We start from the raw sequence: 15,252 nt of genomic DNA, 5'->3' as shown, positions 1-15,252 counted from the left end.
TTGATAGCCGTGGAGATGAGATGCGTATCGTCGAGCAGCGTAGTCCTGAAGAGTTGCAGTATGTTCCGCGCCCAATTGTGGCTTGGGGTGGTCATTACGCGAATGGCGACGAAATTCCACCGCATACCCATCCGCGCGCGCAATTGCTTTACGCCGTCGAGGGGGTTATGCGTGTGCGTACGCCCGATAGCGTCTGGACTATTCCATCACACCGTGCACTCTGGGTGCCGCCGAATGTTGAACATCACTCATTCATGATGAGTGACCTGGAGATGCGCACACTCTACGTCAGCGCCGACATTCCACTCCGGCTCGGCCAAGAATGTCGGGCAATTTCTGTATCCAATTTGTTGCGTGAATTGATTTTAGGATTGTTGGCTGAGCCTTCTGAATATCCCATTCCCGGTCGTGGTGAGCATTTGGTCGCTTTAATTTTAAGTGAGATTGATCGGGCCGCAACGCAATCTGTGCAAGTGCCCTGGCCCCAAGATCGGCGTTTGCAAACCGTGTGTCAGCTGTTAATGAGTGCGCCAGGTGCCAATCGCACGATTGAAGAAATGGCGGAGTTGGCTGGTGCCAGTGCGCGCACACTAATTCGGTTGTTCCCCAAAGAAACCGGTTTGAAATATCGTCAATGGGTGCAGCAAGTGCAACTCGCTGATGCACTGTGCCGGTTGGGGCGTGGTGAAAATATCACGCGTATTTCCAATGCGCTTGGCTACGCCAATCCCAGCGCATTTTCAGCGATGTTTAAGCGCACATTTGGTGTCGCACCGAATCAATATTTAAATGGTGCAGCGAATAAAAAATAAAAGTCGACGCGATAAATAGCGCACGTTAATCAATAGTTTTGTTAATTCAGGTTTCGGTCGCCCTGGAATCGACGGGGATTTTCTTTCAGCGGCTTTAATAGTGACTCCAACCCGTTTAGGCGTATCTCATACATCAGCCCCAATAGTGTGCCGAGTTTTCCTTTAGGAAAACCCTCGCGTGCCATCCACATCAAATAGTGCTCTGGAATATCGGCAATCACATGGCCTGCGTATTTACCATAGGGCATAGGGGTGGTGACCAGTTCTTTGAGCAATTCAGGATCAAACGGAAAATCGTCCACGATTAACCGCCTGCGAGCTTCACAGTAAACCCGCGTTTTTCCAGTTCGGCTTTTAATTTCTCGCGCTGATCACCCTGGATTTCAATCACACCATCTTTTATCGCGCCGCCAACCCCGCAGAGGACTTTCAATGCCTTGGCAAGGTCTTTTAATTTGGCTTCATCCAATGGCACACCGGTGACAGTCGTAACACCTTTACCATTGCGTCCGGCAGTCTCGCGGCGAATACGCACTATGCCATCGCCTTGCGGAATAGTGGCGGTTGGCTTTTGTTCTTTGATGCGCCCGGTTTCAGTGGAGTAAACCAGGCGGGAATTTTTGTCGTTGGTCATGGGGTTATCTCTTGCAAATGCGTTGCTAATTCTACCCGCCAAGGCTGGTAGAATGCGCATAAATTTAACGGGGAATTGTATATGTCGATAACTATTAATGGCCACTGGTTCCCCCAATGGCAGCCGTTGGTCGATGCGTTTTCAGCCAATTTTTCCTTGGGGGAGATTGGTGGCGGGGTAGCGTTGCATTATCGCGGTGAGCTGGTGGTTAATATCTGGGCTGGGCAATGTTCTAACAAATTGGCCGGTATAGAGCAGCGCGACTGGGATGAACAGACCCTCGTGAACATTTTTTCCGCCGGTAAAGGTTTGGTCGCAATTTGTATACTGCAGTTGGTGGCAGACGGAAAATTAGCCTTAGATGAACCGGTTGCCGCGCTCTGGCCTGAATTTTCGCAAGCTGATAAAGGTACGATTACGCTGCGACAACTGCTTTGTCATCGCGCGGGTATGTCGGCATTTCATCAACATATTGCGAATGAGCAGATTTTTGACTGGACTGCCATGAGCGCCGCCGCTGCGGCAGAAACACCTTGGTGGCTTCCCAATACGGCACAGGGGTATTCGCCCTTTATGTTTGGTTGGACGCTGGGAGAATTGATCAAGCGCGCGAGCGGTTACGCCAGTGTGAATGATTATTTCCAGGCAAAAGTGGCAGGGCCTTTGGGGGTGAGTTGCCATTTTGGTGTACCGGATAATTTATTGCACAGCATCGCCGATACAGGACCGTTGAAACGCCCGGCAGGGCTACCCAACTTTTCGACCGGGGCCGACAGCATTGCGCTTGGCAAAATTATGAAAGCTGATCCGCGCGGGGTAACCAATCGCGCGTTTTCCAACCCCATCAGTTTGATGACGGCCACTAATTCGCGCGAATGGCGGCAATCGCAAATCCCGGCGGCGAATGCCCATTCCGATGCGCGTGCATTGGCAACTATATACGGCACACTGGCCAGTTCCACTGAATTATTAGCTAAAAGTGTTTTGCCCTTGTGCTGGCAAGAGCAAACGTTCGAGCATGATCAAACCCTGGGTTTGCCGTTGCGCTTTAGTCATGGGTTTATGCTATCGCAACACCAGCGCGCTGATTGTCGCTATGGTCGCGGGGAGCGAGCCTTCGGTCACCCGGGGGCGGGCGGCTGCGTGGCCTTTGCCGATCCGGATTTTGACTTGGGTTTTGGTTATGTCACTCATCGCATGGGGCAAGGCTTGCTAATTGATGAGCGTGCAGTGCGTTTAATCGACGCGGTTTATGAGGTTTTGGAGCAACACCATGTTTGATGTTCAAGAACAATTAATTGATTTACAAACTCGCGTTGCTTACCAGGAAGATACCCTTGAGCAACTGAATCAGGTAATCACCCAGCAGGATGCGGACATTGTCCAACTCAAACAGCAAATCCGCATTTTGGCCCAGCGCCTTGAAGATTCGCTGCGCACGCAGGGGCAGGGTGGTGAACAAACACCGGATGATCGTCCGCCACACTATTGACCTTTTTTGTTGGCGAAATTACCGATTTCCGTTTTCGTCGACTATCTGACTGGTGGGGCGAGGCTTCTGGGGAGCGGGATCGCATTCGGAACAATTAATGTGAACTAATACCCATCCGGGGCTTGTCACCCAAATTCTTGGCTACACTTTGATCTGACAATATCTTCGGTATTGCATTTCAACCAGGGCCAGCTCACTCACTATGCGTTACTCCAATTCATCGGGCGATCCGGCGGCGGAAACGTCGGGCGACGAACATGCGCTGCAAATACTGCCAGGGGTATTTGCTCAAAGTCCTATTCCCAGTTTAATTACCGATAAAAACGGGCTGGTGCTAAGCATTAATTATGCGGCGGCGCGTATGTTTCACCTCAGTCAGCGCCAGGCGGAGCTGGCCGCCGGATTTTATTCCATTTTGCGCGATAAGCGCGTCAGCCGTGACCCGGAGTTGTTTGCGGCTATTCAAGATGTTTATCTACAGGGCAATGTACAGACCATAGAGACCAACTATTTACTGGGTAACATTCACCGCAGTCGCTTTGTGAATAATAGAAATTTATTTTTCCGGGCGAGCTTTTTGCCGATTCGTGATTCCAATGGCTGTGTCGAACGCGTGTTAATTCAGATGCAAGATTTATCACGTGAAAAAAGTGCGCGTGATGCACTGCAAGAAAGTGAAGCCAGTTACAAAGCGTTCATCACCCAAAGCTCTGAAGCTATCTGGTGCTACGAAATGCAGCCAGCGATCGCGATAAACAAAGATGCGGAAATTCAGGCTCGACAAATCGCAAATAATGCACGTTTAGTCGAGGCTAATAAAGTATTGCTCAGTATGCTGGGGGTGGATTCGCTCGACGACATTCTTGGTATGGGGCTAATGGATAGCGGGTCACGTAATTATGTATTTGATATTGACCTCTTCGTGAAAAATAATTACCAGATGACTGATCACGATATCGTGCGTGAGGATCACCGCGGAAAACAGTATTTTTTCCAGATTTGTTGCACTGGTATCGTGGAAGACGGTTACTTGAAACGGGTGTGGGGGACTACTAAAGATATTACGGCGCGCAAACGCTACGAAGAAAAGTTGCGTTATCAATCCCATCATGACTCGCTAACTACTTTACCCAATCGCAATAAGCTCTACGCCGACATGGAAGCCTGTTTTGAGCAACGCAGCGCTGAGCAAATCAGTGCGCTATTGTTAATTGATCTCGATCGATTTAAAGAAATTAACGATACTCTCGGGCACAATGTTGGCGATCATTTATTAAAGTTGATAGGCCCGCGCCTGGCGACTGAGATGGCTGAGGTTCCCGGAACGGTGGCGCGTTTAGGTGGCGATGAGTTTGCTGTTTTCTTGCCGCGTATTCGCAGTACTCATCAGGCCGTGGTGTTTGGTCATCGTCTGCTGGATGCGCTTGCGCAAGAATTTGATCTGGATGGATTCACTACACAAGTAAGTGCCAGTATTGGTATTGCCATAAGCCCGCAGCAAGCGCACGATCATCATGAGTTAATGCGTTACGCCGATATCGCAATGTATTACGCAAAAAGCCAAATGCTGGGCCTATCGATCTATAGTCCCGAATATGACCCTCATTCAACGAAACGCTTGGCGATAGTGAGTGAATTGGGGCGCGCTATTCGCGAAAACCAATTGTGTTTGTATTACCAGCCAAAAGTACAGCTCAACGAAAAACGTTGCTATGGTTTTGAAGCACTGATTCGTTGGATCCATCCGGAATTGGGTTTTGTACCGCCGTGCGATTTCATTCCCATTGCAGAGTTAACCAGCGTAATTCATCAGTTGACGGCGTGGGTATTGGAGCGTGCGATAGAACAGTGCAAGCGTTGGATGGATCAGGGAATGTCATTGAGCGTGGCGGTGAATCTATCGGCGCGCAATTTAATGGATGACAATATCGCCAAGTTGGTAGGCCGACTTTTAAAAAAATATCAACTGCCACCCGCACGCCTGGAGTTGGAAATTACTGAAAGCTCGATCATGACTGATCCAACGCGCGCACTGCGTAACCTCAATGCCTTGCATGGATTGGGAGTGCATTTAGCAATCGATGATTTTGGCACAGGTTATTCCTCGCTCGCCTACCTTAAGCGTTTGCCGGTACAGACATTAAAAATTGATAACTCGTTTGTACGCAACATGATGGAAGATTTGCAAGATGAGTTGATTGTCAATTCAACGATTCATCTGGCCCATAATATGGGGCTCACCGTCGTCGCTGAAGGTGTAGAAGATGAAGCGTTGCTGGCTCGCTTGACCGAGATGGGGTGTGATGAGGCCCAGGGGTATTTTATTGGTCGGCCAATGGCCGTCGTTAATACCGATGAGTGGATAGTAGAGTCAGGCTGGATTAAACAGCCGCAGTGACTATTTCACTGCAGCTGTTTTATTTTTTAAATTGCAAGGATCAGTTTTAGAAGCTGTGATCCTGCAACTGTGCTTCTACATATTTGAGGCGTTCTTCAATTAATGCGGTGCGATAGGTGTTATCTTTGGTTAATTTCAACGCGTTGCGTAACTGTATTTGGGCGCGATCGTAAACACCATTCAAAATAAAGTATTCTGCGCGCGCTTCGTGCACACCCAAAATATTTCCCGCGAGACCATTCACTTCTGCTAACAAATACCACACGTAATCGTCGTTGCTGCGCTTACGTGAATAGCGATCCAGAATTTCCGCGCATTGTTTGTAGAGTCCGGCTTTCATCAGGGCTTCGGCATGGCGGACTATAAGCGGATAGGAGTTAGGATACTTACTTAACTGTGCCTCCAGAATGCCCAGCGCCGCTTTATAGTGTTCGGCGGCAATTTCAATGTCGGCGCGCATGATTTGGTAGGTTACGCGTTCAGGTTCTTTTGCCAGTAGTGGCGCCAGGGCGTCACGCGCCGCATCAAATTGGCTGGCGTTAGCTAATGCTAGCGCCCAGCCATAACGGCTGGCATCGGGAGATAAGCTTTCTTTATCCAGCTCACTCTTGAACATTTTTGCCGCAATTTGCGGTGTTTCCTCTGCGGCAAAGCGTACACGAGTGCGCATCAGCTGGTATTCCAGGTCATCGGCCGAGGGTTTGCGTGGATATTGCTGTGCGCGGTTGCGGGCATCAGCAACCCGGGTCTCGCTGACCGGGTGAGTTAACAGATATTCTGGTGGTCGGCGGTTCAACCGATTAGCCCGTACCATTTCCTCGAACATATCGGCAGCAGCGTGTGGGTCCAGCCCAGCCTCCACCATGGTTTGCATACCTATCCGGTCCGCTTCTTGTTCATTCTGGCGGCTGAAGGCCAGCGAGGCTTGTTGCGCGGCCGCCTGGGTTCCCATAATCGCAGCCATTCCTGCATCGCTATTGCTGTTGGCGGCCAAAACCAAGCCTGCAAGCATACCTGCGAGCATAGGTATCATCATATTTTTCTGTTGCTCGAGACGGCGAGCGTAATGACGCTGGCTCAAGTGTCCCATTTCGTGGGCAAGTACGGCCGCAAGCTGGTTTTCGCTTTTGGCGTAGTTCAACAAACCCGTGTGTACACCGATAATGTTGCCTGGGACGGCAAAGGCATTAAGTGTCTTGTTCTCCACTACTACCAGATCGATACGTTTTTCTGTGAGCTGGCTATAAGGAATCAATTGGGCAAACAACTGCTCCAGATAATTGATTATCAACGGATCAGAGGAGGTTGGTACCTGGCTGCGATAGGCACGCAGCCAGCGTTGGCCCAGCATTTTTTCCTGAACCGGTGAAATGGTTGTAGAGCTGGTATCACCCAGATCCGGCAATTCAACCTCTGCCAGACTGGTAAAAGATACTGTCAGTAGCGCGTATCCCAGCAACAAGCTCAGGCTAAATGGCGCAAGCAGGTGCTTGCAAATGGGATGAGACTGGAGCACAAAAAGGAATAGGGGGCGTTTAACAAGCCTGGACACGGTAACTGCAAACTCCTGAAATGGCTGACCTGGACAACGGCGAGCATAAAAAATTCGGCGTAACTCTAGCCTTTTTGACGCGCAAAGACTAGGTTAGCAACTTTTTGAGACCTTTTTCCGTATGGCTGGTTCGCTCAGGCGGTTGAAAAAGCGTGATCTCGCCCGGCGGCCAGTCGACGGCAAGGGCAATCCAGAGTCAATATGATGGCAATAGACTGTTTTAACCATCCGGCAACAGCGGAACTGGATGCGTCTGGTTTGCGGTGCCCCTTGCCGTTACTAAAAGCAAAGCAGGCGTTACGTGATTTGGCTCCGGGTGCAGTGTTGCGTGTTCTGGCTACCGATTCCGGGTCAGTGCGCGATTTTCAGGCATTTGCCCAAATCAGTGGCCATGAACTGGTTGGCTTTGCCGAGCGCGATGCTACTTATTGTTATCTGCTGAAGAAAGCAGGGATTTAATCATTTCTACTTGCCCGCTCAACATCAATTCTGTTGAGCCGCGCAGGGTGTATGAGTGAGTGTGTTTATGTCGAAAGCCAGTGGCAAGCCGATTAGCGTAATGTCCTCCGCAATCTTTGCAGCCTGCATTTATTTGATTGTTTATCCGCTAACCTGCATTGCTTTGGAGCCGACGAAGTCACAAGTTGTTGCCGTAACAAAGAGTGATAAAGACAAGCGCGAATACCGTTATTTGGTGTTGGAAAACCAATTGCGGGTGCTCCTCATTTCTGACCCGGCCACTGAAAAATCGGCGGCGGCTATGGATGTCAACGTGGGGGCAAACCAGAATCCGCGTGATCGCGAAGGCCTTGCCCATTTTCTGGAACATATGCTGTTTTTAGGCACAGAAAAATATCCGCAAGCGGGTGAGTACCAGGAGTTTATTTCCCAACATGGCGGCAGTTATAACGCCTACACTGCTGCGGAAAATACCAACTATTTTTTTGACATTGATAATTCGCAGCTGGAAGCGGCGCTGGACAGGTTTTCCCAGTTTTTTGTCGCTCCGCTGTTTACTCCTGAATATGTTGAGCGCGAGCGCAATGCCGTGCACTCGGAATATTTGGCCAAATTAAAAGATGATGGTCGGCGCGAATGGGATGTTTATCGGGAGTTGATAAATCCGGAGCATCCCAGTGCAAAATTTTCTGTGGGCAATCTTACAACCCTTGCTGATCGTGAAGGTCGGGGAGTGCGTGATGATATGCTTGCATTTTACCAACAACATTACTCGGCGCATTTAATGAATTTGGTGGTGCTGGGGCGCGAACCGCTGGACGCATTGGAAGCGATGGTAAGTTCGCGTTTCACTGGGGTGCCTCTGCGCGATACACAAATTAACAGTACTTATCCATCACTGTTTACGCCTGACACCTTACCGGCAAGCCTGGATATCAAACCCGAAAAGGAATTGCGCCAATTAAGTTTTGTATTTCCCATCCCTAATCCAAATAAACTTTACCAGACCAAACCCTACGAACTTATTGCCCATATGCTGGGCCATGAAGGTAGTGGTAGCTTGCTCTCTTTATTAAAGCGCTTGGGGTGGGCTGAAGCGCTTTATGCAAATACCGGGTTGGAAAGTCGCAGCGATGCCATCTTTCAATTAAGTATCCAATTAACACCGCAAGGCGTAAAGGCGCGCAACCAAATTGTATCCCTGGTGTTTTATTGTATAGAACAGTTGCGTGAGCGCGGTGTATCCAGTTGGCGCTATAACGAATTGCAAGTGATGGCGGATTTGAATTTTCGCTTTCAGGAAAAACGTTCACCCATCGAAACGGTAAGCGAGTTGGCGCAGTCCATGAGTCTTTTCGAGCCGCGGGATACGCTGAGTGGAGGATCACTATTCGTTAATTACGACGAAAAGCAAGTGCAGAAAAGCTTGTCTTATTTAACCAAAACCAATGTGTTGGTGGCACTGACGGCGCCTGAAGTGGATGCCTATCGTGTTTCCAGGCTTTATGCCGCGCCTTATAGTTTGCGCGCGGGAATCCCCGAGATTATGGAATTAAAGCCTGCAGTGCGCCAGGAGTTGTCGCTGCCTGAGAAAAACCTGTTCATTCCAAAACGCTTGACGGTAAAAACCGGTTCTATGCTCGAGGAGCAGAATGATACCGTTAACTCTAAACCGGAATTGATTTTAAATAATAGAAATATGCGTGTCTGGTATACCCAGAATCGTGAGTTTATTCAGCCTCGTGCCACTATTAATCTGCGGATCAAATCTCCGCTTGCGTCATCTAATGCAGCTGGCGCTGCTCAGGTGCAGTTGTTTGTTGCGTTGGTCAACGATCAATTAAATGAGTTTGCATATCCCGCGCGGCTTGCCGGGATTGATTTGTCGTTGGAGGCAAATGCGAGTGGTTTTGACATTAAAATTTTTGGATATTCTGGTCGCCAGGGGTTGCTAATAAATAAAGTGATGGAGTCAGTGCGTGCGGGAAAATTCAAGGAAGAGCGCTTTTCTCTCATTAAGGAAGATTTGTTACGCGATCTCCGCAATCAGAATAAAGACCTGCCTTATCAAGTATTGCTCAAGCAAATTCCAGTTTTGCAAACTACACCGTCTTGGAGTAACTCGCAGCTGATAGAGGCGCTTGAAAAAAATACATTTGAACAGTTTAATCGATTCGTAAGTCGGCAGTTACTCGATGCGCGTATTGATGCATTTTTTTACGGGAATTATTTTCGCGCTGAAGCGCTCAAGTTAGCTGTGTTGGCGGAACACGAATTATTAAACCGCCAGGCTGTGCGCGATCTGCCAGCGTTAAAAGCATTGCTTTTGCCTGCGGCTTCCGACAAGCCCTGGCTCTACGTACAAGATATTGCTCAAAACGACTACATTATTGAGCTCCTTATCCAACCGCCGTCTGCTTCTACTGAAGACAATGCGCACATGTTGCTGGTTCGTCAATTACTGCAACCTGCGTTTTATCATCAACTACGCACGGAAAAACAATTGGGTTATGTGGTGGCCGCCGTAGCTATGCCATTGCGTACGCAAGAAAACACGCTAATGGTAGTGCAATCCCCGGTTGCTGATGAAGCAAAACTAATTTCCGAAATTGATCAATTCCTTGATGAGCAGGCCGAAACAATTGTTGAAAACTTTACCATTAATCAACAATCGTTAATTAGTGAGCTGCGTGAGCCAGCAAGGTCCTTAAAGGAGCAGAGTGATCGCTACTGGAATGCGATTGTAAATTTAGATGAGCAATTTTCGCGGCGACTGGATTTGGCTGATGCAGTTTCACGCATTACGCCTGAGTCACTGAGAAAATATTATCGTGCAGTATTTATGGATAAAAATCGCCGCCTTTGGTTGGGCTCGCAGAAACTAACGCAGCGTGAAAACTTTTTTCTTATCGATGATGTATCGGCTTACAAGAAACAAATTCAAGTCTCGGAGGTAAAGTGATTTCTTAAGGATTGTTTAGCAAATAATCGCGTGGTTCAAAATGATGCGCTCATTTGCTTTTTTATGGTGCAATTAGAGTAAAAATTATCAAAATTTTTACTGATTTCTGCTTGGTGAATCCGAAAATTTTGGGTAATAATGCCAGCCCTGTTGCCGACCTGATTTTTTAAGAGCGTTGATGTATTTAAATCTCAATGGTTGGTTAATAGCGCACCAAAGTTGTGCCCCTCCAGAGTGTTACCGTGTTGGCTAGGGCTGGTAAAAAATTCCCACTTATGCAAGAATTCGGGGATTTTTTACACAAGAAAAAGGAAGCTTCCTCCTGTAACTCCATGAAAAACTTGCATTTTTGTGCAAATTTTGTGCGAAGCCCAGATCCAAATTCCTAAATAGATACTACTGCTACATGATATGCGCGCTCGCGCATAGCTGAGGAGATTTGAATGCTACAAGATATTGATGCCATTGAAACCAAAGAGTGGCTGGACGCCCTTAAATCAGTTGTTCGCCATGCGGGTAAAGACCGCGCTGCAGAACTGCTGAAAGCTCTGTCCGAGTCCGCTGTAAACCATGGCATTGAGCAGCCTTCTTCTATTCAAACTCCCTATCGCAACACTATTCCTGTAGATAAAGAAATCCAATCACCTGGCGACTCCAAGCTGGAGCGCAAAATTCGCTCAATTATTCGCTGGAATGCCATGGCGATGGTAATGAAGGCCAACGATAACGATGACGGCCTGGGTGGTCACATCGCTTCATTCGCTTCATCAGCCACTTTATATGATGTAGGTTTTAACCACTTTTTCCGCGGCAACGACGGCGACACCCCCGGCGACCTGATTTACTTCCAGGGTCACGTTTCTCCCGGTATGTATGCGCGTTCATTCGTTGAAGGTCGTTTGAACGAGTCTCATCTGGACAATTTCCGTCGCGAAGTAAATGGTGGTGGTTTGTCTTCTTACCCACACCCTTGGTTGATGCCCGACTACTGGCAGTTCCCAACCGTTTCTATGGGCTTGGGTCCAATCAAATCTATTTATCAAGCGCGTTTTAATCGTTATATGGAAGCCCGTGGCCTTATTCCTAAAACTGATCGCAAGGTTTGGGCGTTCCTTGGTGACGGTGAGTGCGACGAGCCGGAAAGCCTGGGTGCAATTTCCCTTGCTACCCGCGAGAAGCTGGACAACCTTATTTTCGTAATCAACTGTAACCTGCAGCGTCTTGATGGCCCGGTGCGTGGCAACGGCAAAATCGTGCAAGAGTTGGAAGGTGTATTCCGCGGTGCTGGCTGGAACGTGATCAAAGTTCTCTGGGGCCGTGGCTGGGATAACTTACTCGCGAAAGACAAAACCGGCCTGCTGCAAAAGCGCATGGACGAAGTGGTCGACGGCGAGATGCAAAACTACAAAGCCAATGGCGGTGCTTATACCCGCGAGCATTTCTTCGGAAAATATCCGGAATTGCTTGAGTTGGTAAAAGATATGACCGATGACGAGATTCTCGCATTGGCACGTGGTGGTCACGATTCGCACAAGGTTTACAACGCTTACTATCAAGCCGTAAACACTAAAGGCAGACCAACTGTTATTCTCGCTCAGACCGTAAAAGGTTACGGTATGGGTTCTTCCGGTGAGGCGATTAACAAAACTCACTCGGTGAAGAGCCTTGTGATTGAAGATCTGAAAAAATTCCGCGATCGTTTTGAATTGCCGATCAGTGATGAAGAGCTGCCAAACCTGCCTTACTACCGTCCGGCGGAAGACAGCCCCGAGATGCAATACATGAAAGCGCGCCGCACAACCTTGAAAGGTTTTGTGCCTTCGCGTGATGCGAGTTTTGATCCTTTACTGGTACCCGCATTAGAGGCTTTTGCTGCGCAGTTAAAATCGACTGGCGATCGCGAAATCTCTACCACTATGAGTTTTGTGCGTATCCTGTCATCGCTGGTGAAAGACAAGCAAATCGGCAAGCAAATCGTACCGATTGTTCCCGACGAAGCGCGTACCTTCGGTATGGAAGGTATGTTCAAGACTGTTGGCATCTACTCATCTGAAGGTCAAAAATACGTCCCACACGATGCGGGTCAAATGATGTCCTACCACGAATCTGCCACCGGTCAGATTCTGGAAGAAGGTATCAACGAAGCGGGCTCTATGGCTTCCTGGATTGCTGCTGCAACATCCTACAGCAACTACAAAAAGCCGATGATTCCGTTTTACATTTATTACTCTATGTTCGGTTTCCAACGTATTGGTGACTTGGCTTGGGCGGCTGGCGATTCACAGGCGCGCGGCTTCTTGATGGGGGCGACTGCTGGTCGTACCACCCTGAACGGTGAAGGTTTGCAGCATCAGGATGGCCACAGCCATGTATTTGCCAACACCATCCCTAACTGTCGTTCTTACGATCCAACTTACGCTTACGAGCTGGCAGTGATCATTCAGGACGGCATCAAGCGTATGTACCACGACAATGAAAACGTGTTCTATTACGTTTCATTGATGAACGAAAACTACCAACATCCGGATATGCCTGAAGGTTCAGAAGAGGGTATCATCAAAGGTATTTATCAATTGGAAAAAGGTGCTGGCAAAGCCAAAAACCGCGTTCAATTGCTGGGTGCCGGTACTATCCTGCGTGAAGTGCGTTTTGCCGCAGAAATCCTGCGCAGTGAGTTTGATGTTGAAGCTGATGTGTGGAGTGTTACCAGTGTGAACGAACTGACCCGTGACGGTCAGCGTGCTACCCGCTGGAACATGCTGAACCCGACTGAAGCACAGCGTAAGCCTTATATTACTCAGGTATTGGAAGGGGCTGAAGGTCCGTTCATTATCTCCACTGACAACCTGAAAACCTATTCCGAGCAGCTGCGTGCCTATGTTCCTGGTCATTACACTGTGTTGGGAACTGAAGGTTTCGGCCGCAGTGATACTCGTACTCAATTGCGTCACTTCTTCGAAGTTAATCGTTACTTCGTAGTAATTGCCGCGCTCAAATCTTTGGCAGACCAGGGCAAGATTAAAGCCGATGTGGTTGCCAAAGCCATCAAGAAGTTTGGTATTGATCCGGATAAAGCGGATCCTATGAGTGTATAAAGCCATCGCCCTCTCACAAAGAGGGCGATGTTGTTTGTACTCCCCAAAACATTTATCAAATGTAGCAATAACCGATTAATGAGGAACTACTACAGTGGCAATTCAAACTATTAAAGTGCCAGATATTGGCGGCGCAGAGGGCGTTGAAGTAATTGAAATCTCCGTGAAAGTGGGCGATGTGATCGCAGAAGGGGATTCAATTGTCGTGCTTGAAACTGACAAGGCTTCAATGGAAATTCCCGCCGACAAAGCCGGCAAAATTGTCGCTATTAAAGTGAATGTGGGTGATAAGGTCTCGCAAGACAGCCTTCTGCTCGAAGTGGAGGCTGAAGGTGAAACTGCAGCAGCGCCGCAAGCAGCCCTTGCTGCCGCACCTGCCGCTGCGCCTGTAGCCGCACCTGCTCCGGCCGCAGCGAGCGCGGAAATCAATATGGTGGTTCCGGATATTGGCGGAGCCGAAGGTGTGGAAATTATTGAAATTGCAGTGAAGGCTGGCGACGAAGTTGCAGCGGGTGATTCCTTAATCGTCTTGGAAACCGATAAGGCCTCCATGGAAATCCCGGCAGAAGCGGCCGGAAAAATCGTTAGCCTCGCGGTAAAAGTTGGCGATAAAGTTTCTCAAGGTGCGGTGATTGGGGTGCTGGCTACTGTTGGTGGCACTGCAGCTGCTCCTGTAGCAGCCCCAGCCAAGGCAGAAGCGGCTCCCGCCCCGAAATCAGAGGCACCAAAAGTAGAAGCACCTAAACCGGCACCTGCTCCTGCTGCAGAAGTTGAGCAAACGGGTGATGTTTACGCTGGCCCAGCTGTGCGCAAACTCGCTCGCCAACTTGGTGTTGATATGGGCAAGGTGTCTGGCACTGGTCCACGTGGTCGTTTGCAGAAAGATGATATTCGCGCATACGTGAAGCCAATTGTGCAGGCTGCTCAATCGGGTGCTTCGCTGGGTGGTGGTTCCGGTATTCCGGCCCTTCCTGTGATCGATTACTCCAAATTTGGTGAAATCGAAATCGTTAAGATGAGCAAGATCAAAAAGCTGACTGCCGAGGCCATGACTCGCAGTTGGTTGAATGTTCCGCGCATCACGCAATTTGACGATGCTGACATTACTGACTTGGAGGCATTCCGCAATAGCATGAAGGCTGAAGCTGAAAAGCGTGGCAGCAAGCTGACTCCATTGCCATTCATTGTGAAAGCGGTAGCTGCGGCGTTGGTTGCTGAGCCTTCTTTCAATGTGTCTATGCATCAAGACGGCGAAAGTATCGTACACAAGAAGTTTGTACATATTGGTATTGCGGTAGATACCCCAATCGGCTTGCTGGTGCCTGTCGTGCGCAATGCCGATAAGAAAGGCTTGTTTGAGTTGGCCGATGAAATCAACGTGTTGGCCAAAAAAGCGCGTGATGGAAAGTTGACTCCGGCTGAAATGCAGGGCGGTTGCTTCACTATATCCAGTCTGGGAGCAATGGGCGGCAACGGCTTTACCCCAATGGTGTCTGCACCGACTGAAGTCGGTATTCTGGGTGTATCCCGTGCGCAAATGAAGCCGGTGTGGAACGGTAAAGAGTTTATCCCGCGCAACATGTTACCACTGTCATTGTCTTATGATCATCGCGCAGTAAATGGTTCTGATGCTGGCCGCTTTATGACTTATCTGGTTTCAGTAATTGGCGATTTGCGTCGTTTGTTATTGTGATAGGTCTGTTGTATTGATGTAAAAAAGGCCAGCAATTGCTGGCCTTTTTATTTTCCGCAGATACACTTTTGTTTTTTTAGCATTACAGTTTTTTCAATATTACATTTGGCTCAGATAATAATGTCGGCATAAATATTCGGTTATCTTCCTTTTGC

11 protein-coding genes are annotated in these 15,252 nt (G+C 48.7%); 8 read left to right on the top strand and 3 right to left on the bottom strand.

Annotated elements, in window-relative coordinates; genetic code table 11:
• Nucleotides 1-20 precede the first annotated feature (20 nt).
• Nucleotides 21-812, top strand: a complete 792-nt coding sequence (locus D0C16_RS09015; protein WP_151032008.1) for a helix-turn-helix transcriptional regulator — start codon at nucleotides 21-23, stop codon at nucleotides 810-812.
• Between the two features lie 41 nt (nucleotides 813-853).
• Here D0C16_RS09015 and D0C16_RS09010 read toward each other — a convergent pair whose 3' ends face one another.
• Together D0C16_RS09010 and yciH are read right to left on the bottom strand one after the other, a co-directional pair.
• Complete coding sequence (locus D0C16_RS09010) at nucleotides 854-1,114, bottom strand: DUF3820 family protein (protein WP_151032007.1); 261 nt, start codon at nucleotides 1,112-1,114, stop codon at nucleotides 854-856.
• A 2-nt stretch (nucleotides 1,115-1,116) separates the two neighbouring features.
• Nucleotides 1,117-1,446 carry a stress response translation initiation inhibitor YciH gene (yciH, locus tag D0C16_RS09005; protein ID WP_151032006.1) on the bottom strand — a complete coding sequence of 110 codons (330 nt, stop codon included), beginning with the start codon at nucleotides 1,444-1,446 and terminating at the stop codon, nucleotides 1,117-1,119.
• 81 nt (nucleotides 1,447-1,527) lie between these two features.
• Here yciH and D0C16_RS09000 point away from each other — a divergent pair, with 81 nt between their 5' ends.
• The 3 genes from D0C16_RS09000 to D0C16_RS08990 all read left to right on the top strand — a co-directional run bounded on the left by D0C16_RS09000 (nucleotide 1,528) and on the right by D0C16_RS08990 (nucleotide 5,336).
• Nucleotides 1,528-2,727, top strand: a complete 1,200-nt coding sequence (locus D0C16_RS09000; protein WP_225318963.1) for a serine hydrolase domain-containing protein — start codon at nucleotides 1,528-1,530, stop codon at nucleotides 2,725-2,727.
• Nucleotides 2,720-2,938, top strand: coding sequence for a SlyX family protein (locus tag D0C16_RS08995; protein ID WP_151032005.1), 219 nt, complete (start codon nucleotides 2,720-2,722; stop codon nucleotides 2,936-2,938). The genes D0C16_RS09000 and D0C16_RS08995 overlap by 8 nt, the downstream gene beginning before the upstream one ends.
• A gap of 202 nt (nucleotides 2,939-3,140) precedes the next feature.
• Entirely contained in the window at nucleotides 3,141-5,336 is a 2,196-nt protein-coding gene (locus D0C16_RS08990) for an EAL domain-containing protein (RefSeq protein WP_225318962.1), read from the top strand.
• Between the two features lie 46 nt (nucleotides 5,337-5,382).
• Here the strand turns inward: D0C16_RS08990 and D0C16_RS08985 are convergent, their stop codons facing one another.
• Nucleotides 5,383-6,888 carry a M48 family metalloprotease gene (locus D0C16_RS08985; protein WP_225318961.1) on the bottom strand — a complete coding sequence of 502 codons (1,506 nt, stop codon included), beginning with the start codon at nucleotides 6,886-6,888 and terminating at the stop codon, nucleotides 5,383-5,385.
• 204 nt (nucleotides 6,889-7,092) lie between these two features.
• Between D0C16_RS08985 and D0C16_RS08980 the strand changes: the two genes are divergently transcribed.
• The 4 genes from D0C16_RS08980 (at nucleotide 7,093) to aceF (ending at nucleotide 15,097) form a co-directional block, all read left to right on the top strand.
• Complete coding sequence (locus D0C16_RS08980) at nucleotides 7,093-7,347, top strand: sulfurtransferase TusA family protein (protein WP_151034859.1); 255 nt, start codon at nucleotides 7,093-7,095, stop codon at nucleotides 7,345-7,347.
• Nucleotides 7,348-7,414: 67 nt separating this feature from the next.
• A complete protein-coding gene (locus tag D0C16_RS08975; RefSeq protein WP_225318959.1) occupies nucleotides 7,415-10,309 on the top strand; it encodes an insulinase family protein in 2,895 nt (964 codons plus the stop codon).
• Between the two features lie 443 nt (nucleotides 10,310-10,752).
• Nucleotides 10,753-13,404 carry a pyruvate dehydrogenase (acetyl-transferring), homodimeric type gene (gene aceE / locus D0C16_RS08970; RefSeq protein ID WP_151032004.1) on the top strand — a complete coding sequence of 884 codons (2,652 nt, stop codon included), beginning with the start codon at nucleotides 10,753-10,755 and terminating at the stop codon, nucleotides 13,402-13,404.
• Nucleotides 13,405-13,498: 94 nt separating this feature from the next.
• The gene (gene aceF / locus D0C16_RS08965; RefSeq protein WP_151032003.1) at nucleotides 13,499-15,097 is read left to right on the top strand and encodes a dihydrolipoyllysine-residue acetyltransferase; all 1,599 of its coding nucleotides are present in this window, start codon (nucleotides 13,499-13,501) and stop codon (nucleotides 15,095-15,097) included.
• Nucleotides 15,098-15,252 lie beyond the last annotated feature (155 nt).

Origin of the sequence: Cellvibrio sp. KY-GH-1 (genome assembly GCF_008806975.1) — a bacterium.
In the GTDB taxonomy this organism is placed as follows: domain Bacteria; phylum Pseudomonadota; class Gammaproteobacteria; order Pseudomonadales; family Cellvibrionaceae; genus Cellvibrio.
Note: the sequence above shows the minus strand (reverse complement) of the source record. Positions and strands in the feature narration are given on the sequence as shown.

What these genes read in the sequence shown, in the direction of transcription:
- yciH (WP_151032006.1), bottom strand. Translation starts at nt 1,446, where the DNA reads ATGACCAACGACAAAAATTCCCGCCTGGTTTACTCCACTGAAACCGGG.
- D0C16_RS08995 (WP_151032005.1), top strand. Translation starts at nt 2,720, where the DNA reads ATGTTTGATGTTCAAGAACAATTAATTGATTTACAAACTCGCGTTGCT.
- D0C16_RS08990 (WP_225318962.1), top strand. Translation starts at nt 3,141, where the DNA reads ATGCGTTACTCCAATTCATCGGGCGATCCGGCGGCGGAAACGTCGGGC.
- D0C16_RS08980 (WP_151034859.1), top strand. Translation starts at nt 7,093, where the DNA reads ATGGCAATAGACTGTTTTAACCATCCGGCAACAGCGGAACTGGATGCG.
- D0C16_RS08975 (WP_225318959.1), top strand. Translation starts at nt 7,415, where the DNA reads ATGTCGAAAGCCAGTGGCAAGCCGATTAGCGTAATGTCCTCCGCAATC.
- D0C16_RS09000 (WP_225318963.1), top strand. Translation starts at nt 1,528, where the DNA reads ATGTCGATAACTATTAATGGCCACTGGTTCCCCCAATGGCAGCCGTTG.
- D0C16_RS09015 (WP_151032008.1), top strand. Translation starts at nt 21, where the DNA reads ATGCGTATCGTCGAGCAGCGTAGTCCTGAAGAGTTGCAGTATGTTCCG.
- aceE (WP_151032004.1), top strand. Translation starts at nt 10,753, where the DNA reads ATGCTACAAGATATTGATGCCATTGAAACCAAAGAGTGGCTGGACGCC.